Raw genomic sequence first — 21,780 nt, 5'->3', positions numbered from 1 at the left:
CATCGGGAGGTGATCTACCCCTATGGCGAGCTCGACACGCTAGTGCCGGCCTACGCCACGACCATCCACAAATCGCAAGGGTCGGAATACCCCGCGGTGGTGATCCCGCTGGCCATGCAGCACTGGACGATGCTGGCGCGCAACCTCCTCTACACGGGCGTGACCCGCGGCAAGCGTCTGGTGGTGCTTCTCGGGCAGCGGAAGGCTGTGGGCGTCGCGGTCCGCGGCGGCACGATGAAGCCTCGTTGGACGCAGCTGCAGGAGTGGCTGTCGCAGCGCCCTTGAAGCTCGGACGAGCTCGAACCGCCCGGCTTGGCCGAGGCGGGTCTTTTCATGCTCGATAGCCTCCCCCGAACGGGTGATGTCGCTGCCCCGGACGCGCTGCTATTCCGTCAACGAGACCCCACACCTTCAGCCCCGCCGGCATTGTCGCGCGGGGCTTTCTCATATCCTGCTCCGCTCTTCAGACGCGCTCTAATTGCAGGTCAACTTCCGGCCTTCGGCCATGCCGACCTTGCGGTAGTGTTCCAGACCAGACTTGATCGCCCGACCTATGACCGCTCGGCGCACGTCTGGATTGCAGCGCAGATACTCCTCCTCGTTGAAAGCATAGTCGCCACGCCCGCCCCGCGAGCCTCGGTCATAGTCCCGATCGTAGTCGCGGCGGTCGCGGTCGCCATAGCCCCGATCGCCATAGCCCCGATCTCCGTAGCCTCGGTCGCGGGGACCGTAGTCGCCGCGATCGTAGCCGTAGTCGCGTCCGCCGTATGGCTGTGCGAAGGCCGGAGCGGCTCCGCTGAGTAGCGCCAGGCCAAGGACGGTCGCCGAGATCACCTTCATGTCGTGCTCTCCGTTGTTGCGGGGCGTGAACGCTTTCAAAGGTGGGTGGTTCGATTTGCCTGGGCGGGCGTCGAGTCCTCGCTCCCAGCGTCACTACCGTTGGGGGGCTTGTCTTTCCCTGCTCTTCACCCACTCTCAGTGTCAGGTTTGGCGGGATTCCTCCCTTGTCGGTGCCGAGCCTGAGAAGCCCGCCCGGTCCGCCGGCGCGGGCTTTTTCACGACCGCACGACGGTCAGTTCATCGCCTTGGGCCGATCGCCGACGAAGGGACCGATCCCAGCAGCCTCGACCGTTGCGAGGAAGGCCGCGTGTGCATCCACGTCCGTGGCGAACGTGTCCTGCCACCGCGTACAGCCGGAGAAGTGGATCACCTCCATACGCCACCGATCCTGCGTGCCGGCAAGGCGGTAAATCTCGACCTCAACCTCATGCCCGTCGCGCGTGAAGGGACCTGATAGGGGCGAACTCTCGAAGTCGTAGTCCTCGTCGTCCACCCTACCCGCTCCGTGCCGCCGAGCAGGCCGCCGCCCGGTCTCAACCTGGGACGGATGCGTAGAGGATGCTCACACGATCCGGCAACTGACGCTGGCCATCTAGGCATGCAATCCGCGCTGGAAATTGGCTCCTAAAGGTAAGGTAATCGAAACCCATGCCGCCGCAGAGCGACCCGCATTCTCCCGCCGTTCGGGGTGAAAAGGCTGGGCGGCTTGCGGCGACCGAGATGATCAAGACGCTGAGCCCACAGACCGGGAGCGTTCAGGGCCTCGTGCGCCGGGTTGAGGAGGTCGGTATCATCGTGGCCCAGGAGCACCTAAGAGCCGGCATGCTACCTGCTGAAGTCCGGGCATGGCACATTGGCTTCCAAGCGGGGATGAGCCTCGAACTCGGAGATTACATGCGCCGCTTCTGACAGGTCTCCTGACGGCCGCCCCGTGAGCAGATCGGGGCGGGGCGAACACAACCCGGCAGGGCAGTGGCCGGGATGGCGCTGTCGAAGGCTAGATCGCGTAGGTTGTGACAAGCGACATCATGCGCCCTTCCTCGATTAGCTTCCAAACCGACCTGATCTGCGGGCTGCTACCATCAGGCATTGGCATCGGACCTTCGAAGACGTACTTCGTGACGTAGCCGTTTTTCACTACACGAGCGAAGTTATCCGGCGTCGGATGCTCCAGCAACGCAAATATCAGCGCTCGGGGGCTCCTCAACAGTGAAGCCGCGGGACAGATAAAATTCTGCCTTTTGTCCGCCTTCCTCATGAAGGACATTGAGGAGGTAAAGGCCAATTTTATGATCTGGGATACATGGCGCGGGCCTCGGCCCGGGGGGGCAGAGGCATCCTCAAGCGGCCGTCAGGGCGTCCGCAGTAATGGTCGCGTTTCCGACAACTGGACGCGCAAACTCGACCTCTTAGGCCGCGCCCGCAGCGTAGATCTCCACGATGGTCCCGCGCGATCCGGCGGGCACCGCTAAGCCGTCGTCCGTCAGGAGATCGCGCAGGGTCGAAACCACGCTCAGCTCCGGATAGAGCGGCGAGGGCTCAGGCGCTTTGCGCAGCGTGTGCATCGTCTCGATGGACATGCGCTAAATCTGGCGCATCGGGATTGATTCAGCAACCCAGGGTAGCCCCACGATCGTGAGACGATCGACCAGCAGCGCCGAGTGACCCTCTATTAAGCTCACCCCCATATCGCCGCCAGGATGTCAGACCTCCCGCCCGCCGTCGCCTCCTGGCGCGACCAGATCGAGCGCCTGTCCGAGCACGCATCGCCGTGCCGGTATCTCACCCCGACGCGCTGGGCGGCGATGCGGGCGAACGCGCTGACCTTCCTCGATGAGCGCGGCGCCAAGGCGCACCGGCTCGGCTGGACCGCGGAGCAGCTGTTCGGCGTCCATCCGGAGCACGGATTCCTGCGCGTGGAGTATGCCGGCGCGCTGATGGTCAACGACAGTCCGGTGATCGGCGTCGAGCCGGACCGGATCGTGTTCGACCGGTTCTCCGGCTACCGGACGAAGCCCGGGCAGACCTGGGGGCCGCCGGTCTGGGAGTTTGCGGCTCGGGTAGCGGCGCGGTAGGGCTATTCTACTTCGGCGAGTTCCTCGCCGTCCTTCACGCCCAGCGCAGCTTTCTCCGCGAGCAGCGTCGCTAATGCGGACCGGATGCGATCGCCCTGATCTGCGTAGGGCAGCTCGGCTGCATCGAGCAGCGCGTCGCGATACCGCGTCTGGATCGCCGCAAGCTGCGTTGGTAGGCCGACCTTGCGTGGCGACTTCTCGGCGACCTTCGCCTTGACCGGCTTCTTCTTGGCGGGCGTTTTTCCAGGCATGCCGAGCCAAGCTGGATGCAGGCTGACGGTTCCCTCTCTCCAGAGCTCGGGATCCTAGCCGATCGCTCGTTCTACCCGTCCTGCAGGCTCTCTGCGAAGTCGTCGGGGATCTCGCCCCACTGGCCGAGGATCGTGACGCCCTCCAGTTCGCCGGTCTCGTCGTCGGCCACCACCTTCAGCGCCGCCGCGCCCGGCATCCGCCTGGCCATGTTCTCGGCCTTCTTCACCGCCCCGCTCTCGGTCTGCGCAGGCTCCTGCCGGGCCGGCCGCAGCCGCTTCCGGTGCACCTCGAAGGGCTGCACCACGAACGCCGTCTTCATCGCCATCGTCGTCTTCTCCTCCAAGCGGCCTCGGTAACGCCAAGGCCCGGAACGCATTGGCATTTCCGGATGCCTTCCACAGAGATCCCCCGCTATCCGAACCACCTCCAACCCGGCAACTGAACCGCGATCGCCCCTGCGCTTTGTTCTTTGTCTGTTCTAAAAGGGAATCGGAACGCGATGCACGCTCTCCCGCACGAGCCGCCTGTGGAGTTTCGTCTCACGGAAGCCGAGGCGATCGCGCTCCACTACTACCAGACCGCACATCGCGACGGCTGGGCGGCCCTCGTACAGGCGATTGCTGACGCCCTTGCCGACCTCGACGCCGCGGAACGGCAGGTTGATGACCAGGGCCGCCTGGTCTCCCACGGTTACGCACGCGGTCGCGTCTCCGCAGCCTGAACCTCATGTCAGTACACCGTATCGACGAGCTGCTGGTCCGCAGCCCTGAAGCCGTCCGCGTCCCGCTGATCGGGCAGGCCCTGTGCGCCGGCTTCCCGTCGCCGGCCGACGACTTCCTCGAGGGCGCGCTCGAGCTGCCCCGCTGGCTCGTGCCGAACCCGCCCGCCACCTTCCTGTGGCGGATCAGTGGCTCGTCCATGGAGGGCGCCGGCATCTACGACCGCGACCTCGCCTGCGTCGACCGCAGCCTCAAGGCGGGCCACGGCAGCATCGTCGTCGCGGCGGTCGACGGCCAGATGAGCTGCAAGCGCCTCGTGATCGACGGCAACGTCGCCCGGCTCGCCTTCTGCAATCCGGACCTCCCCGCTTTCGCGGTCGACGAACTCGGCGAGGGCGTGATCTGGGGCGTGGTCCGCTTCTCGATCCGCTGGCACGTCGCGCGCGGTCAGCTCTCGTGAGCACGCCGGAAGCCCGCCGGCGCGACCGGATTGGCGGCGGCCGCGCCGTGGCGCTGATCGACGGCAACAGCTTCTATTGCTCCTGCGAGCGCGTGTTCGACCCGAAGCTCGCCACTGTCCCGGTAATCGTGCTTTCGAACAACGACGGCTGCGCCATCGCCCGGACCAGCGAGGCCAAGGCGCTCGGCATCAAGATGGGCGACCCGTACTTCAAGATCCGCGAGATGTGCCAGGCGCAGGGCGTGCGGGTGTTCTCGTCGAACTACACCCTCTACGGCGACATGTCGGAGCGGACCAACGCGGTCTACCGGCAGTTCAGCCCGCAGGTGGAGATCTACTCCATCGACGAGAGCTTCCTGAACCTCTCGGACGTCGCGCCGGGCTTGCGGGTCGAGCTCGCGCGGGACCTGCGCGCCACCGTGCGGGCCTGGACCGGGATCCCGACCTGCGTCGGCATCGGCCCGACCAAGACGCTGGCCAAGCTCGCCAACCACATCGCCAAGACCGTGCCGGCGCTGGAAGGCGTGTGCGACCTGACGGACCCGGCGGCCCACGCGCACTGGCTGTGCCGGATCGACGTCGGCGAGGTCTGGGGCATCGGCCGGGCGTCGCTCGTCAAGCTCCAGGCGATGGGCGTCGAGAGCGTGGCGGACCTGCGCGACCTCGACCCGCGGCCGGTGCGCAAGGGCCTGACCGTGGTGGGCGAGCGGATCATCTACGAGCTGCGCGGCGCTGCCTGCCTGCCGCTGGAGATGGTGCCGGCGCGGCGGAAGGGCTGCGCGGTGACGCGCTCGTTCTCGAGCCGGATCACCGAGCGGGCGGTGCTGGAGGAAGCGGTGGCGGCGCACGCCACGCGGCTCGGCGAGAAGCTGCGGCGCGAGGGGCTGGGCACCAACCACGTCACGGTCTTCTATCACACGAGCGAGCACGACCGGGGCGAGCCGATGCGCTCGGTCTCGACGACGGTGCAACTGCCGGAGCACTCGTCGGACACGCTGGCGCTGATCAAGGCGGCGCGGCACGGGGTGGCGCGGACGTGGCGCGATCCCGGCGAGCGGCCGTGGCGGTACAGCAAGGCCGGGATCGTGACGAACGACCTCGTGCCGCTCTCGCACAGCCCGCGGGCGCTAATCGGCGCGCTGGACCGGGAGCGCTCGGGCCCGCTGATGGCGGCGATGGACGCGTGCAACGCGCGCTGGGGCCGCAGCGCCGTCGTGCCGGCGAGGGCAGGATTAGTGAACCGGCGCGACTGGACCACGAAGTTCGAGATGCGCACACCGCGCTACACCACGCAGGTCAGCGAACTGCCGATCGCATACGTCTGAAATTTCACCAGATGCTTGCGTGACCTTCGTGGGGGGCAGCCAGTCCTTTTACGAGCAGAAGCCCATCGAAGCAGACGCTTTGCCCAAACCCGCTCAAGAATTGCGCATGGAGAAAGCATTTTGTCGTGCTAAAGAATGTCCCAGTTGGGTGCTTATTTCGCGACGCGCTGATATATGAAATATTTATTCGAAGTAAATTCTATTCGTAAAGAAGCGCCGAAAAACCTGAGAAGGCGAGCGCAATACTCCCCGAGACGAACTTGAGGTTCGGCGCTCGATACTGCGTCTCGCCTTCACCTCCCCCGAACGAGCTAGAAACTGCCGAGCGCATGCGTACATGCCGGGCTTGGAACCCTGCGCCATGTTCTGCGTCTCGTCAGCGCCCTTCAAGGAAGAGCTTATCCGTGGAAGAGCTTAGTGGCTGCTTAGGAAATTCCCCGATGAGGAGACGGGCCGCATCGGTCAGGTGACCCTCATGGGCTCGCTGGCCTCCCAACGGAATTCGGTATTGTCCATCCACATGCGGTGCATGATCACCGCGAGCTTACGAGCCACTGCGATGGCCGCACGCTGAATTCCGCGGCGCTTGGCTATTTGGACTCCCCAGGCTTTGAGCGCCGAACTCCGAGGCATCCTGAGCAGTATAAACGCTGCTTCGACGAGTAGCGTCCGTAGACCTTGATCTCCGGCCTTGCTGATCTTGCCCCTGTGATCGACCTCGCCCGACTGATTCTGCCGTGGTGTTAACCCGAGAGCGGCGCCGATTGATCTTGACTTCTGAAACCGCTCGGGAATGTCGACCGCGCTCTTGAAGCTCAGTGAGATCACCGGCCCAACCCCAGGACAGGTCATCAGCAGGCGGCAGACCGGATCTAGGCGCGTGATCCGCGAAACCTGCTTAGTCAGCTCTGCGAACTGCGCCCGCAAAGCACGCCAGCATGTCAAAACCGGTTCGGTCACATCCCGAAGAAAAGAGTCGCCTGCAATCAGTTCGCGGACGCGCGCCTCCCACTTTGGCCGGCTTACCGAACCAAGCTTGAGACCGAACTGCCGGATTATGCCCCGGACGAACATTTCTAGATCAATCATCTTAATCTGCACCGTTTTTCGGGCAGCCAGCAAGGCTCGCATTCGCTGAGAATGCTCCGACTTGACGTGAACCACGTGCGGCGTCCCGAAGCACATCATCCGCGCAAGGCCGCGAGCATCGTTTCTGTCGTTCTTGTTAATGGTCTCCAACCTGAGGAAGCTTTTTACCTTCCGTGCATCGAGAACAAAGGCCGGCAATCCACCTCTCGCTAGTCCGATATAGAGCCAATGCGCGAGGCTGCCGGTTTCTAATCCAATTCGATGATAGGCTAGCCCAAGATCGCGTAGATAAATGGAAATCGCCTCGGGGTTGGTATCAATTTTCGACTCCGCGACTATATTCATTTCTTCGTCTATTACGCAGATCTGAGTTTCTTTCAGAGCCACGTCCAGACCAACATAGTGACGATTCATTTGCGGCAGCCGTGCTAGTGTGACCTGCCATTAGCAAGACAAAAATAGCAGGTACCGGACGCCGACGGAAGGCGCCGGCACCTCTCATAGAAAAATATTGACTCAGACCTTGGGAAATATAGACTATCGATTTGCCAATCGGTGATACGAGCAAGATAGATCCTGATTGGCGGACATCGTCAACCTTGATCTTTGCGCTATATCACGAGGAGACGCCGGAAATCGTCTCCTGAGTGCGCCGAGCTCTCAGCCAGCGTCTATGAGCTAGAAAACAGGCGCTCTGGGAATGCGTTGATGACCGGCAGAGTGAAGGCATGAGGTGGATGCAGGATGACTGGACAGGGTGGAAACGCGACCTTCTGCTTTCGAGCCGCAAATGTAAGAAAGCGGACGCCCTTAGCCGTATCGCCAACGCATCTGACAAGCACGAACACCAATCATCTACCCGGCGAGAACCGTGGCTTCGTCAAACTCGATAAGGCTTTAGGAGGCTCGCCGCACGTTCCAGAACACAGATAGGTGCTTGACCACATCCTGGAGATCGTCCCGATAGGCAGTTCGGCTGAGATACTGCCCAAGGGGCAGGTAAGGCACCTCCTGCATCGCCAGCGCTTGGATGGCGTGGGCGATCTTCCGGCGGCCTTCCTCGTCCGGCGCCTCGATCCAGGCCCCACGCATCGCCTCGATTTGCGGAAGATCGGGCCAGCCAAAGAAGCCCGTCTGCACGCCGCCGCAGCGCAGCACCTGCTCCACCGCCGGGTTCAGCATGTCGAAGCCGGACCAGTCGGTGCAGAAGATGTTCCAGCCGCCCTGGTCCGGAGGTGCCTTGTTGGCTCGGCGGGTGACCATGCTCCCCCAATCCGAGACGGCGTGCTGCACGTTCATGCCGATGCGCTTGAGCAGGTCGTTCATCACATCGCCCATCGCGGCCAGCCGCGGCAGGTCGCCCGCCGCCAACAGGACGACGCGCTCGCCCTTGTAGCCGGCCGCGATCAGGTCCCGCTTCGAGCGTTCCAGGTCGCGCGGACGTATCAGCGCGTCGAGACCCACATCGGAGGCCATCGCCGTGTCGGGGGCGAACAGGCCGACGCCGGTCCGGATCAGGTTCGGATCCGTGCCGTTGATCGCGGTCATGAAGTCCTCTTGCGAGAGTGCCTCCAGCAGCACGCGGCGGATCGCAGGCTTGTCGAAGGGCGGGTGCAGGTGGTTCATCACCCCGGTGCCCATCGTCCCCAGCCGGCCCGAGAGCGGCGTGACGATCCCGCGGTCGGCTCCCAGTGTCGGAAGCAGGTCGTTGATCGGGTTCTCCCACCAGTCGACCTCGCCGTTCTTGAGCGCGGCTGCAGCCGTGCTGGGGTCGGGCATCGTCGTCCACTCGACCCGGTCGAAATGCACCCGCTTCGGCCCGGCCACTCCAGAGACTTCCCCGTCCGCACGTGGCACGTAGCCCGGGTTGCGGTCGTAGACGACGCGGGCGCCGATGATGCGCTCGCGGGCGTTGAACCGGAACGGGCCGGAACCGACGACCTCGGGGAGCTGCTGCTTGGGATCGAGGACGGCCAGCCGCTCCGGCAGGATCAGCAGTGCCGGGGGCCCGAGCTTCGACAGCGTCTCCAGCATCAGGCCGTAGGGCCGGTTGAGGCGGATGGTGAAGCTGCGGTCGTCGGGGGCGTCCATCGCGTCGGTGCGCGCCAGCAGCAACTGGCCGAGGTTGTCGCGCGGGGCCCACCGCCGGATCGAGGCGACGCAGTCGCGTCCGCGCACCGGCTCGCCGTCGTGGAACCTGAGGTCTTCCCGCAGGCGGAAGGTCCAGCGCTTCCCGTCATCCTCCACCGTGTGGCCCTCGACCATCTGCGGCTGGGGCCTGAGATCGCCGTCGATTGCGAAAAGCTGGTCGAACACCAGCAGCGCGTGGTTGCGCGTGACGTAGGCGCTCGTCGTGAGTGGGTCGAGGATCGTGACATCTGCCTGCGGCACGAAGCGCAGGGTCCGCTGGCGAGCGCTCTGCGCGAGCGCGGGTCGGGCGGCGAGGAACGAGGCGGCGCCTGCCGCGGCGGCGGCCCCCAAAAAGCTTCGACGCAGCATGGCTTGAGGCCTCGACAGATGCGCTGGAAGCGGCCCGCCCTCCTAGCCGAGCGGGCGGCACATCGCGTGGCGCACGCTACCATGCTGAATTGGCTTAGGCTGCACCCCGTGACCTTACGCCGGTTTGAACATCGGCCGCTTTATCTGCTTTGCGAATGCCCGAGCGACGCTCAGGACGCCCGAGAGGGGTCGTTTGCAGCCACGGGTATCGCTTCTCACTGCGCCGCACGCCACCGGGGGACGTTTCGGCGCAACTGTCCGCCGTCAGCACTCCTGAGACAGATCGAGGGTCTTCACGAACGGAGGATGGCTGGTTCATCGTAGCCCCCAGGAGCGAAGATGAAACAGACGTCCGGGCCGGCGCGGAAGCCGGCAGAAGCCGTGATCAAGGACATCCGCCGCGCCACGCGCCGGCAGTTCTCGGCCGAGGAGAAGATCCGCATCGTGCTGGATGGCCTGCGCGGCGAGGACAGCATCGCCGAGCTGTGTCGGCGCGAGGGCATCGCCAGCTCGATGTACTACGGCTGGTCGAAGGAGTTCCTGGAAGCCGGCAAGAAGCGACTGGCCGGCGACACGGCCCGTGCCGCGACCGCCGACGAGGTCCAGGACCTGCGTCGCGAGGCGGGTGCGCTGAAGGAGGTCGTGGCCGATCTCGTCCTGGAAAACCGCCTGCTGAAAAAAAGTATGACCGGGGCTGGGGGCGACGAGGCATGAGGTACCCGGCCTCTGAGAAGCTAGAGATCATCCGGCTGGTCGAGCAATCCCATCTGCCGGTGCGCGCCACCCTGGACAAGCTCGGCGTCACCCGGGCAACGTTCTACCGGTGGTACGACGCTTTCCAGCGTGGCGGCCTCGAGGCATTGGCGGATCGCCCGTCCCGACCCAGCCGGGTCTGGAACCGGTTGCCCGCCGAGGTTCGCGATCAGATCGTCGCTCTCGCGCTGGAGGAGCCGGACCTCAGCCCGCGCGAGCTGGCGGTGCGCTTCACCGACGAGCGGCGCTACTTCGTCTCCGAGGCGACCGTCTACCGTCTGCTCAAAGCTCAGGACCTGATCACCAGCCCGGCCTACATCGTGATCAAAGCCGCCAACGAGTTCCGCGACAAGACCACCGCGCCAAACCAGCTTTGGCAGACGGACTTCACCTACCTGAAGGTGGTTGGCTGGGGCTGGTACTACCTCTCGACGGTGCTTGATGACTTCTCGCGCTACATCGTGGCGTGGAAGCTGTGCGCGACGATGCAGGTCGGCGACGTCACCGCCACGCTCGACCTCGCGCTGGCAGCCGCCGGGCTCGATCATGTGCAGGTGGCGCATCGGCCGCGGCTGCTCTCCGACAACGGGCCGAGCTACGTCGCGGGTGATCTGGCCGACTGGCTCGGCAGCCGGGGCATGACCCATATCCGCGGCGCGCCCCGCCATCCTCAAACGCAGGGCAAGATCGAGCGCTGGCACCAGACGCTCAAGAACCGCATCCTGCTCGAACACGCCTACCTGCCCGGCGAACTGGAGGCGCGGGTTGCCGCCTTCGTCGAGCATTACAACCACGCTCGGGCTCACGAGAGCCTGGACAACCTCACCCCCGCCGACGTCTACTTCGGCCGCGGCGAGGCCATCCTGCAGGAGCGGGCGCGGATCAAGCGCCAGACCCTCAAAGATCGCCGCTTGCGCTACCACGCGCAGGCTGCCTAACCTCTCAACCCAGAAGGACCAGAGCCTCCGTTCCTGAGCGCCTCAAGTCGTCTCAAATCATCTGACGACGGACACCCCTTACGGAACTTCGCAGGTTACTCAGTGCGTGCGCTCTTACTCGGACAGGCTTCTAGCGCGTCATCCGATCGATGGGACGGCCGCCGTCCGCCTTCTTGCATGGCAGCGCGAAAATCTCGCCCTGCGCCGTCCGCACCTCGATCTGGTGCAGCTTCAGCACGATCTGCTCCGCGCTCCTCTTTTGATTTCACCGCACGACCGACCCCTTCGAGCTTGGCTGATCCTCTCGATCAGCCCGGTCGGGAGGCAGCCGGTCACGACATGCCGAGATTCTTGCGCGCCATGGGCCGGGCCGCTGTCGCTGCCTCGTGATCGTTGTGTGGCATTTCCACGGCCGCGACGGGCGGACAGTACCGCTGACGCTATGTGTGCCCTCGGTCGCCGCTCCGATTTCTGACCGATCTGTGAGATTGGTTGGCATCGACTTTGCGAACCCTTCGCTCACCCGCTTCCGGTCACCGGACCCGAAGCGCGATGCGGAGAGGAGTTCGGGGGATGGGTGCGATGGACCGCCGGAAGGTGCTGAAACTGTCGATGGCGGCCGCGGCCGGCACCGTCGCGATGCCGTTCGTCGCGCGGAAGGGGCTCGCAGCCGAGCCGATCAAGCTCGGCAGCCTGCTCGACGGCTCCGGCGCGCTGGGCCTCGAAGGCAAGCGGATGATCGAGACCACCGAGTACGCGGTCGAGCAACTCAACAAGGCCGGCGGGCTCCTCGGGCGGCCGATCCAGCTCATCGCCTACGACACGCAATCGTCGATGCAGCTCTACACCCAGTATGCCCAGCAGCTCGCACTCAAGGACAAGGTCGACGTCATCCAGGGCGGCATCACTTCGGCGTCGCGCGAGGCGATCCGACCCATCTTCGACCGCGCGCGCACCCTCTACTTCTACAACACGCAGTACGAGGGCGGCGTCTGCGACCGCAACGTGTTCTGCACCGGGTCGACCCCCGCGCAGACCGTCAACCACATCGTCGATTACGCCCTCAAGAACTGGGGCAAGAAGGCCTACATCGTCGCGGCAGACTACAATTACGGGCACATCACCGCGAGCTGGATGACGAAATTCATGAAGGATGGAGGCGGATCGGTGCTCGGCACCGACTTCTTCCCCCTCGACGTCACCAACTTCTCGTCCGCGATCAGCCGCATTCAGCAGGCGCAGCCCGATCTCGTCCTCTCGGCGCTGGTCGGCGCCAACCATTCGGGCTTCTATCGCCAGTGGGACGCGGCGGGCATGAAGTCCAAGATCCCGGTCGGGTCGAGCGTGTTCGGGCTCGGCGACGAGCTGACGACGATGGATCCCTCCACGACGAACGGGATCATCACCTGCTACGGCTGGTACAACGACCTCGACACGCCCGCGAGCAAGGCCTTCGTCGCCGGCATGCAGGCGAAGTTCGGCGCCGACGTCACGGATCTCAGCGAGCTCGACACCGCCACCTACGAGGGCATCCTGTTCTGGGCCGAGGCGGTGAAGAAGGCCGGCTCGATCGAGCGTGACAAGGTCATCGCCGCCCTGGAGAGCGGCCTCAGCATCGAGTCCCCGACCGGGACGGTCACCATGGACGGTGCCACCCACCACACCATCCGCAACACCTACCTGGCCCGCCCGAAGGACCGGAAGTGGGAGATCCTCGCCACCTTCCCGAACTCGTTTCCGGCCGACACCGGCGGTGCCTGCGACCTGATCAAGAATCCGCGCACCAACAAGCAGTTCACGCCGGACCTGAAGGGCTGAGGGCGATGGATCTCGCCGGGCTGCTCGCCTTCAACGTCATCACGGGCATCGCCACCCTGGTCCTGATTACCCTCGGTCTCGGGGTGATCTACGGGATGATGCGCATCATCAACCTCGCCCACGGCGAGTTCATGATGCTCGGCGCCTACACGGCGGTCATGGCGAGCGGGGCCGGGGTCAACATCTGGATCGCGATGCTCGTCCTGCCGCCCCTGGTGGTCGGCGCGATCGGGCTAATCCTGGAGCGCACCGTCATCCGTTTCCTCTACGGGCGGATGATGGACACGATGCTCGCCACCTGGGGCATCAGCCTGGGCTTGATCGGGCTGATCACCACGCTCTACGGCAACGTCGTGCGCGGGGTCTCGACGCCCGTCGGCAGCTTCGACATCGGGCGCTACGGGGCGAGTCTCTACAGCCTCGTCATCGTGGCGACGGCGCTGGCCGCCCTGGCCGCGATGTTCCTGGTGCTGCGCTTCACCAAGTTCGGCCTGATCCTGCGCGCGACCATGCAGAACCCGCGCATGGCCGCGGCGCTGGGGGTGCGGCCGAACCGCGTCTACATGGCGACCTTCGCCCTCGGCGCCGCCCTGGCGGGCCTCGCCGGCGGCGTCCTGGCCCCGATCTCGGGCGTCTCCCCGGCCATGGGCGCGGCCTACATCGCCCGCGCCTTCATCACGGTTCTCGGCGGCGGCCCCGCCATCGTCACCGGCACCGGTCTGGCCTCCAGCCTGTTCGGCGTCATCAACGAACTCGTCTCGTTCAAGACGACGCCGGTCATCGGCGACGTCGCCCTCCTCGTCGCGGCGATCCTGCTGATCCGCGTCCTCCCGCAAGGCATCACCGGCCGCTACCTGAGGCGCAGCCTATGACCTCCGCAGCTCCCGCCCGCCGGCTCTCCGCCGCGGGCTTCCTGGCGACGCTGGCCCTCGGCCTCGCCATCCTGTTCGGGGCACCGCACGCCCTCGACACGTTCGGTCTCGTTCAGTGCACCGGCTTCGCGGCGCTTGCGATGTTCGGCCTCTCGCAGGGCTTCGTCTGGGGCTTCGCGGGGGTGATGTCCTTCGGGCAGGCCGCCTTCCTGGGTCTCGGCGGCTACGCCTACGCCGTCGCGGTCCTCAACATGGGCGACAGCACCGTGCCCATCCTGCTGTCGATCCTGGTGCCGATGCTCTTCGCCGGCCTGCTCGGCTACTTCATGTTCTACGGGCGGATCAGCGACGCATATATCGGCGTCATCACGCTGACCGTGTCGGTGATCCTGTTCCAGCTCGTCAACGCCACCTCCGGCAGCCAGTACCGGATCGGCGCGGCGGAGCTGGGCGGCTTCAACGGCATCCCGGCGATCCCCGCCCTCAACGCGCCCGGCCATCCCGACGAGCCGCTGGACATCGAGGGGATCTGGTACGCCGCGATGGGGGCCCTGATCCTCGTCTACGCGCTGCTGCGGGGGATCCTGGCGAGCCGTCTCGGCCGCGTGGTGGTGGCGATCCGCGAGAACGAGACCCGGGCCCAGCTGATCGGCTACGACCCGCGCCTTTACAAGCTCATCGCCTTCATGATCGCCGCGGGGGTCGCGGGCCTCGCCGGCTGTCTCTACGCCAACTGGGGCGGCTTCATCAGCCCGACCGTGTTCGGGCTGCCGATGTCGGCGCAGGTCATCATCTACGTCCTGGTCGGCGGCCTCGGCACACTCGTCGGGCCGATGCTCGGCGCGGTGCTGATCCAGGCGCTGATCATCGCCGCCGGCAGCCAGAGCGCGGTGGATTCAAACCTCGGGCTCGGTGTCGTCCTCGTCGGCTTCGTCCTGCTCGTGCCGCAGGGGCTGATCCCGGTCGCCCGCTCCCTCGGCCTCCGCTTGCTGGAGCGGGCACGGACGCCCCGGGCCTCGGGCGGAAAGGCGAAGGACGTGCTCGCCGCGGGAGGCGCGAGATGAGCGCTCCCACCCCCCTCACCGGCGCCCACGGGGCGCCCCTGCGCCCGCTGGTCGAGGCCCGCGGCGTCACCATGCGGTTCGGCGGGGTGACGGCGGTGGCCGACGTCGATTTCACCCTCGGCGAGGTCGAGCTGCGCTGCCTAATCGGGCCGAACGGCGCCGGGAAGAGCACCTTCTTCAAGATCCTGACCGGTCAGCTGAAGCCCACCGAGGGCCGGATCCGCCTGCGCGACACGGACATCACCGGGGCCGAGCCCCACGCCATCGCGCGGCTCGGCGTCGGCATCAAGACGCAGGTGCCGAACGTCTTCAACGGCCTCTCGGTCCACGAGAACGTGTTCGTGGCGGCCGGCCGGCGCAAGTCCATCGCCCGCACCCGCGCCATCGTCGACGAGACCCTGACGCGCCTCGACCTCACCGGGATCGCCGGGCGCCTCGTCGGCCAGCTCGCGCACGGCCAGCGGCAATGGGTCGAGATCGCCACCGTGCTCGCCCAGGAGCCCGAGCTGATCCTCCTCGACGAGCCCGCCGCCGGCATGACCCACGAGGAGGTCCACCGCACTGCCGCGCTGATCCGCGAGATCAACCGCACCCACGCCCTGATCGTGGTGGAGCACGACATGCCGTTCATCCGGATGATCGCCAAGACCGTGACGGTGTTCAACCAGGGCCGAATCCTTATGGAGGATACGGTGGACGCCGTCCTGGCCGACAGCCGCGTGCGCGACGTCTATCTCGGCAAGCAGGCGGCCTGACATGACCGACCCTGCCAGCCCGCCGCTCCTCTCCGTCGAGGGCCTGCATTCCGGCTACGGCCGCATCCCGATCCTCGGCGGCGTGACCCTCGCGGTGCGCCCCGGCGAGTTCGTCGGCATCCTCGGCCACAACGGCATGGGCAAGACCACGCTGCTGCGCACCCTGATGGGCTACCTGCCGGCCACCGCCGGGCAGGTCCGGTTCGACGGGACCGACATCACCCGGCGCAGCCCGACGGCCCGGGCCCGCATGGGCCTCGGCTACGTACCCCAGGGGCGCGAGATCTTCCCGGCGCTCAGCGTGCGCGAGAATCTGCGCATGGGCTGCCTGCTCGCGAAGCGGGACGAGGACGAGACCATCGCGGACATCCTCGCAACCTTCCCCCGGCTGAAGGCCTACCTCGACCGGCCCGGGGGCGCCCTGTCAGGCGGCGAGCAGCAGTTGCTGGCGCTGGCGCGCTGCCTCTGCGGCGGCCCGACCATCCTCCTGCTGGACGAGCCGACGGAGGGCATCCAGCCCTCGATCATCGAGGAGATCATCGAGAGCCTCCTGCGGATCGGGCGCGAGCGCGGCATCGCGCTGCTCCTCGTCGAGCAGAACCTGACCTGCATCACCGGCCTCTCGGAACGCATCCTGATCCTTCAGAAGGGCGTCATCACCCGCGAGGTCCCGCCCGAGGTCGCGCGCGACCGGTCGCTGATCGACGAGTTCGTCGGCATGGCCTGAGCCGCCGCCGGATCCCCTCCCCTTCGCCAGTCCGGAGTTCCCCATGGATGCTGCCCCGATCGACGCGCCCGACCTTGCCGGGATGCTGACCGAGATGACCGTCGCCGACGTCCAGGCCGCCTACGCCCGCGGCGTGACGGCCGTGGCGCTGACCGAAGCCTTCCTGGCGCGGATCGAGACCTACAATCCCCGCTACAACGCGATCATCTTCCTCAATCCGCACGCCCTCGACGAGGCGCGAGCGATCGACCGCCGCAGGGCCGCCGGCGAAGCCCTTGGGCCGCTGGCGGGCGTTCCGGTCGTGATCAAGGACACGATGGACGTTGCCGGCCTGCCCACCACGGCCGGCTGGCACTTTCTCTGCGCCGAGGCCGGGGGAGTGGACCTCGTGCCGGCCACGGACGCGCCCGTAGTGGAGCGCATGCGGGCGGCCGGCTGCGTCGTCCTCGGCAAGACCAACGTGCCCGTGCTGAGCGCCACCGGCAGCCACGCCAACGACAGCTGGGCCGGTCCGACGCTCAACGCCGCGGCGCCCGACCTCCTGCCCGGCGGGTCGAGCGCCGGCACCGCCACGGCCGTCGCGGCCAGTCTCGCGGTCCTCGGACTCGCCGAGGAAACCGGCGGCTCGATCCAGAATCCCGCCTCGGCGCAGGGGCTCGTCGGCATCAAGCCCACCTTCGCGCTCGTGCCCAACACCGGGGTGGTCCCGCTCGCCGGCAGCACGCGCGACGTGGTCGGGCCGATCGCCCGCTGCGTGCGCGACGCCGCGCTGACCCTCGATGCCCTGGCCGGCTACACCGCCGCCGACCCGAAGACCGTGGCCGGGATCGGCCGCCGTCCGAAGGGCGGCTACGCCGCCAAGCTGTCCGACACGGCCCTGCGGGGCAGACGCCTCGGGCTCTACGGGCCGGGCTGGCGCGACCGGGCCCTCTCGGCGGAGACGATCCAGCTCTACGCCCGGGCCCAGGCCGAGATCGCCGAACGGGGCGCCGCCCTGGTGGCTGACCCCTTCGCCGGAAGCGGCTTCGCGGACCTCGGCCAGCCCGTCGCCGGCCTCGATCACTACGATGCCCGGGGCATCGAGAGCGTGCTCTACGACCTCCATCACTATCTGCAACGGCTCGGTCCGCAGGCGGCCTACCGGACCCTCGCCGAATTCGACGCCGCCACGAAGGCGGAAGATCCCCTCGCACCGGGCGGCGTCCTCGACTGGATGAATCAGGTGCCGGCCTTCGCGGCCTGCCGCGCCGATCCCCTCGCCCCGCCGGATCTCTCGGATTTCCTGGCGGCACGCGAGCGGTATCTCGACGTCTTCACGACGGTGATGGCGGAGCACGGTCTCGACGCCCTGGTCTTCCCGCAGACCCGCGACGCGGTGCCGGCCCTGCACGGGTCGGAGACGATCCACGAGACGACCGTGTGCGAGATCAACATCACCGGGCTGCCGGGCGTGGTCGTGCCGGCCGGCCGCTACGCCTCGGGCTCGCCCTTCTGCCTGATCTTCGTCGGACCGCTCTGGAGCGAGTCCGACCTCCTCGGGCTCGCCTACGATTACGAGCAGGCGACCCGCCACCGCCAGGCCCCCGACCTCAGGGCTTGAAGCGATAGCTCCCGCCGCGAACCCGGCGGGGGCTATCCGTCCGGGAGAGCCTCCGGATCGGCGGGATCGTCCCGACGCAGCGCGACGCCGCTGGTGCCCTGGGCCAGCATCGCCCGCAGCAGCGCCTCCATCTGCCCGGCGGCCGCCTCGACCGCCAGACCGCCCTCCCGGATGTTCGAGATGCAGTTCCGCCGGGAATCGGGCAGCCCCGGCGCCGGGCCGTACGTGACGTAGCAGCCCAGGCTGTCCGAGGCCGACAGGCCCGGACGCTCCCCGATCAGCACGACCACGCAGCGCGCCCCGAGCCGCGCCCCGATCGGATCGCCGATCGCCACACGCCCCTGGCTGGCGACCACCACGGGCGCCAGGCGCCAGCCGGCCCGACGCACCCGCCCCGCCAGCGCCGTGGCCGCCGGGACCGCGTTCAGCGCGACCGCCGTCGCCGACAGACCGTCCGCGATCACGATCGCCACGTCGAAGCCCGGCCCGCCGTGCCCGCCCGGCCCGCCGTGCCCGTCGAGCGCGGACGCGGATTCCGGATCGAGGCTGCGGCCCTTGTCCGGACGGCGCAGGTACTCGGCCCGGTCGGACACGGCCGAGCGGACTTCCACCGAGTCCAGGCCCTGCGCCCGCAGCCCTTCGCGGATCGCGGCCGCGTCGAGGGGCGTCCACACCGCCTCGCGGGCGCGGGCATGGTCGAGGCCGAAGGCCAGCGCCGCCCCGGTCGGCAGGCCGGCGCCGTGCGCCCCCAGGGCGACGCGCGCCTGGGTCAGCCCGCGCAGGTCGCGCAGCGTCGGCGGGCCCGGACGGACCGGCTCGGCCGGCTCGCCGCTCACGCCGCCCGCCCGGGCAGGAGCCGGGACACGCCGGCCAGGGCCGGCGGCAGCGCGCCCGCCGCACCGGCCAACCGGCCCTGCGCGTCCGTGATGCCCACGGTCCGCAGCCACGCCTCGAATTCAGGGGCCGGACGGCGACCCAGGGTCTCGCGGGCGAAGACCGCGTCGTGGTGCGACAGCGACTGGTAGTTCAGCATCACGTCGTCCGCCCCCGGCACCGTGATGACGAAGTTGACCCCGGCCGCGCACAGCAGGGTCAGGAGCGCGTCCATGTCCTCGCCGTCGGCATCGGCGTGGTTGGTGTAGCAGACGTCCACGCCCATCGGCAGGCCGAGCAGCTTGCCGCAGAAGTGGTCCTCCAGCCCGGCGCGGACGATCTGCTTGCCGTTGTACAGGTACTCGGGGCCGATGAAGCCCACGACCGTGTTGACGAGGAGCGGGTCGAACTCCCGCGCCACCGCGTAGGCGCGCGCCTCCATGGTCTGCTGGTCGACGCCCCAGTGGGCGTCGGCTGAGAGCGCCGAGCCCTGGCCGGTCTCGAAGTACATGACCTGCCCGCCCGCCGGGCAGCGGCCGAGCGAGCGCGCCGCGTCCGAGGCCTCGCGCAGCACAGCGAGGTCGACGCCGAAGCCGGCATTGGCCTTCTGCGAGCCGGCCACCGACTGGAACACGAGGTCGACGGGCGCGCCCCGGGCCATGGCGGCGATCGCCACCGTGACGTGGCCGAGGCAGCAGTGCTGGGTCGGCACGTCGAGGCGCAGCCGCAGGGTCTCGAGCAGTTCGACGATGCGGATGTAGTCTGGCAGAGAGTCGGTGGCCGGGTTCACGCCGATGACCGCGTCGCCCGAGCCCATCAGCAGGCCGTCGAGGGCCGAGATCAGGATGCCCTCGGAGGCGTCGGTCGGGTGGTTGGGCTGGTTGCGGGTGGCGAGGCGTCCGGGCAGGCCGATGGTCGAGCGGAAGCGCGTCACCACCGGCCGCTTGGCGGCGACCGCGACGAGGTCCTGCAGGCGGCAGATCTTGGAGACCGCCGCGACCATCTCGGGCGTGAGGCCGGGCGCAAGGGTGGTCAGGGCGTCCGCGTCGGCGGTAGGGGCGAGCAGCCACTCGCGGAAGGCGCCGACCGTGAGCGAGGCGACCGGCGCGAAGGCTTGCGCGTCGTGGCGGCGGGCGATGAGGTCGGAGACCTCGTCCTCGTCCGAGGGGATCAGTTCCTCGGCCAGGAAGGTCTTGAGCGGCAGGTCGGCGAGGGCGATCTGCGCGGCCAGACGCTCCACCGGCCCGTCAGCGCAGAGCCCGGCGAGCTGGTCGCCCGAGCGCTCCGGCGTGGCCTTGGCGAGCAGGCTGCGCAGGTCGGGGAAGGTGAAGCGTGTGCCTTCGATCGTCGTCGCGTAGGCCATGCGGGCGCTCCCGGCGCGCTTTCGGACGTCAGGGAACCCGATCCTGCAGGATGTCGAGGGCGGCCTGGTGCAGGTCGGGTGTGGCGGCGGCGAGCACCCGCCCGTCCGAGTCGAGGGTCAGCGCGGAGCCCGCCCAGTCGGTGATCACGCCGCCGGCCGCCTCGATCACCGGGACGAGGGCGAGGTAATCGTAGGGCTGCAGGCCGGTCTCCGCGACCAGATCGCAGTGGCCGGAAGCCAGCAGGCCGTAGGCGTAGCAGTCGCCGCAGAACCGCCGGATGCCGACGCGGTCGACGAGGCGCCGGTAGCGCGCCGCGTCCGCCCCGGAGAAGCCGTCCGGCGTTGTCGTGAAGAACCGCGCGGCGGCGAGGGTCCGGCAGGTGCCGGTCTGGGCCGGCGCCCCGTTGAACGTGGCCGCGCCCGGTATGCCCGTCCAGCGCTCGCCGAGGGCCGGCATGTCGATGACGCCGATGGTCGGCCGTCCGCCGTCGAGGAGGGCGATCAGGGTTCCGAACAGCGGCAGCCCGGTCACGAAGCTCTTGGTGCCGTCGATCGGGTCGATGACCCAGACCGGACCCTGGCCCGGTGTCACACCCATCTCCTCGCCGACGATGCCGTGCTCCGGGAAGCGCGCCGCGATCCGCTCGCGCAGCAGCGCCTCGATCGCCCGGTCCGCCAGGGTGACGGGGCTCGCATCCGCCTTGGCGACGATGTCGAGGGCCGTGCGGAAGTGGCGCATCGCCACCGGTCGGGCCGCGTCGGCGAGTCCGGTCGCGAAGGCCAGGATCTCGTCCGCGGTGGGAAGCATCACCGGCACGGTCAGAGCGCCTTCAGGAAGGCCGGCCACCGCGTGTCGTTCATGATCGATCGGGCGCGCATGTGCTTCCAGATGCCGTACTTGTAGAAATCGAAGTCGAGGTCCGAGATGCGGTTCTGCACCATCGCCCAGGTCGACCATTTCACGTCGGCCAGGGCTTTGTGCACCATCAGCCGGGCGAAGAGCTGGTCGCTGTACCGGCCGAAATACGCCTCGATGATCGCGCGATCGACGTCCTCTGAGAAGAACATCTCGCCGCTCCAGATCGCGAGATCGTAGAGGCGATCGTTGTTGGAGGCGTACTCGAAGTCGATCAGCAGGATCGAGCCGTCCTCCCCGATCAGGAAGTTGCCGGGCATCGGGTCGTTGAAGCACGGCACGAGGTCGATGCCGGACGCCTCCAGGGCGGCCCGGGCGAGGCGCGTCTGACGGGTCAGCCACGCCTGGTCGGGCGGCAGCAGCGCGCCGAGATCGACGGCCTGCCGGTCGTGCTCGTCGATCATGTCGAACACTGTCTTGGTGAGCGGCAGCAGGGGGGCGCCGTGGAAGCGGCGATAGAGGGCGATCGCCTCGTTGCGCACGGCCGCGTCGGCGAAGTCGCGGTTGGTCGAGGGCCGGCGGCCCTCCACGAACTCCGCGATCTCCACGTCTTCCGCGTCGAGATAGTCGAAGGTGCGCGGGCCGAGGCCGATCGCCTCCGCCTGCCGGCTCGCGGCGCGGGCGGCGGCCCGGTCGATGAACATCTCGGTGCCGCGCCCGGGCATCTTCACGAAGTACGGGTGCGCCTCGCCGGCGACCTCGACGCGCCAGTTCGTGTTGCTGATGCCGCCGAGCACCGGCCGATAGTGCATGGGCCGACCCTGCCACGGGGCGACCCGATGAAGGGTCGCCTCGAAGGCCCGCTCGGCCTCTGTGCGTCCGCCTCCGAGAGGGATCATGCC

The 21,780-nt window shown here is 67.7% G+C and carries 24 protein-coding genes; 13 read left to right on the top strand and 11 right to left on the bottom strand.

Annotation, left to right across the window (positions count from 1 at the left end; genetic code table 11):
* Positions 1 to 285: ATP-binding domain-containing protein (locus ACLBYG_RS27740; RefSeq protein WP_447683608.1), on the top strand; the 285-nt coding region annotated here is incomplete at its 5' end.
* Positions 286 to 474: 189 nt separating this feature from the next.
* Here the strand turns inward: ACLBYG_RS27740 and ACLBYG_RS27735 are convergent.
* Both ACLBYG_RS27735 and ACLBYG_RS27730 read right to left on the bottom strand, forming a co-directional pair.
* Positions 475 to 840, bottom strand: coding sequence for a hypothetical protein (locus ACLBYG_RS27735; RefSeq protein WP_043755425.1), 366 nt, complete (start codon positions 838 to 840; stop codon positions 475 to 477).
* 232 nt (positions 841 to 1,072) lie between these two features.
* Positions 1,073 to 1,333, bottom strand: a complete 261-nt coding sequence (locus ACLBYG_RS27730) for a hypothetical protein (protein WP_447683607.1) — start codon at positions 1,331 to 1,333, stop codon at positions 1,073 to 1,075.
* A gap of 227 nt (positions 1,334 to 1,560) precedes the next feature.
* On the opposite strand from ACLBYG_RS27730, the gene ACLBYG_RS27725 reads away from it, so the two are divergent.
* Entirely contained in the window at positions 1,561 to 1,749 is a 189-nt protein-coding gene (locus tag ACLBYG_RS27725) for a hypothetical protein (protein ID WP_354456814.1), read from the top strand.
* 500 nt (positions 1,750 to 2,249) lie between these two features.
* Here the strand turns inward: ACLBYG_RS27725 and ACLBYG_RS27720 are convergent, their stop codons facing one another.
* A complete protein-coding gene (locus ACLBYG_RS27720) occupies positions 2,250 to 2,420 on the bottom strand; it encodes a hypothetical protein (protein WP_354456815.1) in 171 nt (56 codons plus the stop codon).
* 120 nt (positions 2,421 to 2,540) lie between these two features.
* Here ACLBYG_RS27720 and ACLBYG_RS27715 point away from each other — a divergent pair, with 120 nt between their 5' ends.
* The gene (locus tag ACLBYG_RS27715) at positions 2,541 to 2,915 is read left to right on the top strand and encodes a hypothetical protein (protein ID WP_447683606.1); all 375 of its coding nucleotides are present in this window, start codon (positions 2,541 to 2,543) and stop codon (positions 2,913 to 2,915) included.
* A 2-nt stretch (positions 2,916 to 2,917) separates the two neighbouring features.
* On the opposite strand, the gene ACLBYG_RS27710 is transcribed toward ACLBYG_RS27715, so the two are convergent.
* Both ACLBYG_RS27710 and ACLBYG_RS27705 read right to left on the bottom strand, forming a co-directional pair.
* Positions 2,918 to 3,166: a hypothetical protein gene (locus tag ACLBYG_RS27710; protein ID WP_354456817.1), complete on the bottom strand. Its 249-nt coding sequence runs from the start codon at positions 3,164 to 3,166 to the stop codon at positions 2,918 to 2,920.
* A gap of 71 nt (positions 3,167 to 3,237) precedes the next feature.
* Positions 3,238 to 3,492, bottom strand: a complete 255-nt coding sequence (locus tag ACLBYG_RS27705) for a hypothetical protein (protein WP_354456818.1) — start codon at positions 3,490 to 3,492, stop codon at positions 3,238 to 3,240.
* 201 nt (positions 3,493 to 3,693) lie between these two features.
* Between ACLBYG_RS27705 and ACLBYG_RS27700 the strand changes: the two genes are divergently transcribed.
* Genes ACLBYG_RS27700 through ACLBYG_RS27690 form a run of 3 tightly spaced genes read left to right on the top strand, consistent with a single transcriptional unit; the run spans position 3,694 to position 5,671 of the window.
* A complete protein-coding gene (locus tag ACLBYG_RS27700; protein WP_354456819.1) occupies positions 3,694 to 3,888 on the top strand; it encodes a hypothetical protein in 195 nt (64 codons plus the stop codon).
* A gap of 5 nt (positions 3,889 to 3,893) precedes the next feature.
* A complete protein-coding gene (locus ACLBYG_RS27695) occupies positions 3,894 to 4,346 on the top strand; it encodes a LexA family protein (RefSeq protein ID WP_447683605.1) in 453 nt (150 codons plus the stop codon).
* A complete protein-coding gene (locus ACLBYG_RS27690) occupies positions 4,343 to 5,671 on the top strand; it encodes a Y-family DNA polymerase (RefSeq protein ID WP_447683604.1) in 1,329 nt (442 codons plus the stop codon). The genes ACLBYG_RS27695 and ACLBYG_RS27690 overlap by 4 nt, the downstream gene beginning before the upstream one ends.
* Positions 5,672 to 6,133: 462 nt before the next feature.
* Here the strand turns inward: ACLBYG_RS27690 and ACLBYG_RS27685 are convergent, their stop codons facing one another.
* A complete protein-coding gene (locus ACLBYG_RS27685; RefSeq protein WP_447683603.1) occupies positions 6,134 to 7,174 on the bottom strand; it encodes an IS110 family transposase in 1,041 nt (346 codons plus the stop codon).
* 483 nt (positions 7,175 to 7,657) lie between these two features.
* Positions 7,658 to 9,259, bottom strand: coding sequence for an ABC transporter substrate-binding protein (locus ACLBYG_RS27680; protein ID WP_447683602.1), 1,602 nt, complete (start codon positions 9,257 to 9,259; stop codon positions 7,658 to 7,660).
* Positions 9,260 to 9,598: 339 nt separating this feature from the next.
* On the opposite strand from ACLBYG_RS27680, the gene ACLBYG_RS27675 reads away from it, so the two are divergent.
* The 7 genes from ACLBYG_RS27675 (at position 9,599) to ACLBYG_RS27645 (ending at position 17,786) form a co-directional block, all read left to right on the top strand.
* Positions 9,599 to 10,950 (top strand): IS3 family transposase gene (locus ACLBYG_RS27675; RefSeq protein WP_447683601.1). Its coding sequence is split into 2 segments (ribosomal slippage): positions 9,599 to 9,934 and positions 9,937 to 10,950, totalling 1,350 coding nucleotides; the frame shifts between segments, so codons are not numbered across the junction.
* 573 nt (positions 10,951 to 11,523) lie between these two features.
* Positions 11,524 to 12,768, top strand: coding sequence for an urea ABC transporter substrate-binding protein (locus ACLBYG_RS27670; protein WP_199866141.1), 1,245 nt, complete (start codon positions 11,524 to 11,526; stop codon positions 12,766 to 12,768).
* Between the two features lie 5 nt (positions 12,769 to 12,773).
* Positions 12,774 to 13,640, top strand: a complete 867-nt coding sequence (locus tag ACLBYG_RS27665; protein WP_447683600.1) for a branched-chain amino acid ABC transporter permease — start codon at positions 12,774 to 12,776, stop codon at positions 13,638 to 13,640.
* Positions 13,637 to 14,704, top strand: a complete 1,068-nt coding sequence (locus tag ACLBYG_RS27660; RefSeq protein WP_447683599.1) for an ABC transporter permease subunit — start codon at positions 13,637 to 13,639, stop codon at positions 14,702 to 14,704. Before ACLBYG_RS27665 ends, ACLBYG_RS27660 begins: the two co-directional genes overlap by 4 nt.
* Positions 14,701 to 15,459 carry an ATP-binding cassette domain-containing protein gene (locus tag ACLBYG_RS27655; RefSeq protein ID WP_447683598.1) on the top strand — a complete coding sequence of 253 codons (759 nt, stop codon included), beginning with the start codon at positions 14,701 to 14,703 and terminating at the stop codon, positions 15,457 to 15,459. The genes ACLBYG_RS27660 and ACLBYG_RS27655 overlap by 4 nt, the downstream gene beginning before the upstream one ends.
* Position 15,460: 1 nt before the next feature.
* Positions 15,461 to 16,186 carry an ABC transporter ATP-binding protein gene (locus tag ACLBYG_RS27650; protein WP_447683597.1) on the top strand — a complete coding sequence of 242 codons (726 nt, stop codon included), beginning with the start codon at positions 15,461 to 15,463 and terminating at the stop codon, positions 16,184 to 16,186.
* 43 nt (positions 16,187 to 16,229) lie between these two features.
* Positions 16,230 to 17,786, top strand: coding sequence for an amidase (locus ACLBYG_RS27645; protein ID WP_447683596.1), 1,557 nt, complete (start codon positions 16,230 to 16,232; stop codon positions 17,784 to 17,786).
* A 32-nt stretch (positions 17,787 to 17,818) separates the two neighbouring features.
* Here the strand turns inward: ACLBYG_RS27645 and eutC are convergent, their stop codons facing one another.
* The 4 genes from eutC to ACLBYG_RS27625 are packed head-to-tail and all read right to left on the bottom strand — an operon-like array spanning position 17,819 to position 21,777.
* A complete protein-coding gene (eutC, locus tag ACLBYG_RS27640) occupies positions 17,819 to 18,622 on the bottom strand; it encodes an ethanolamine ammonia-lyase subunit EutC (protein ID WP_447683595.1) in 804 nt (267 codons plus the stop codon).
* The gene (locus ACLBYG_RS27635) at positions 18,619 to 20,022 is read right to left on the bottom strand and encodes an ethanolamine ammonia-lyase subunit EutB (protein WP_447683594.1); all 1,404 of its coding nucleotides are present in this window, start codon (positions 20,020 to 20,022) and stop codon (positions 18,619 to 18,621) included. Before ACLBYG_RS27635 ends, eutC begins: the two co-directional genes overlap by 4 nt.
* A 28-nt stretch (positions 20,023 to 20,050) precedes the next feature.
* A complete protein-coding gene (locus ACLBYG_RS27630) occupies positions 20,051 to 20,830 on the bottom strand; it encodes an inositol monophosphatase family protein (RefSeq protein ID WP_447683593.1) in 780 nt (259 codons plus the stop codon).
* An 11-nt stretch (positions 20,831 to 20,841) separates the two neighbouring features.
* The gene (locus tag ACLBYG_RS27625; protein ID WP_056530347.1) at positions 20,842 to 21,777 is read right to left on the bottom strand and encodes a phosphotransferase; all 936 of its coding nucleotides are present in this window, start codon (positions 21,775 to 21,777) and stop codon (positions 20,842 to 20,844) included.
* Between the last annotated feature and the right edge of the window lie 3 nt (positions 21,778 to 21,780).

Source organism: Methylobacterium sp. D53M (genome assembly GCF_053345625.1).
This window is presented reverse-complemented; position numbering and strand designations above follow the sequence as displayed.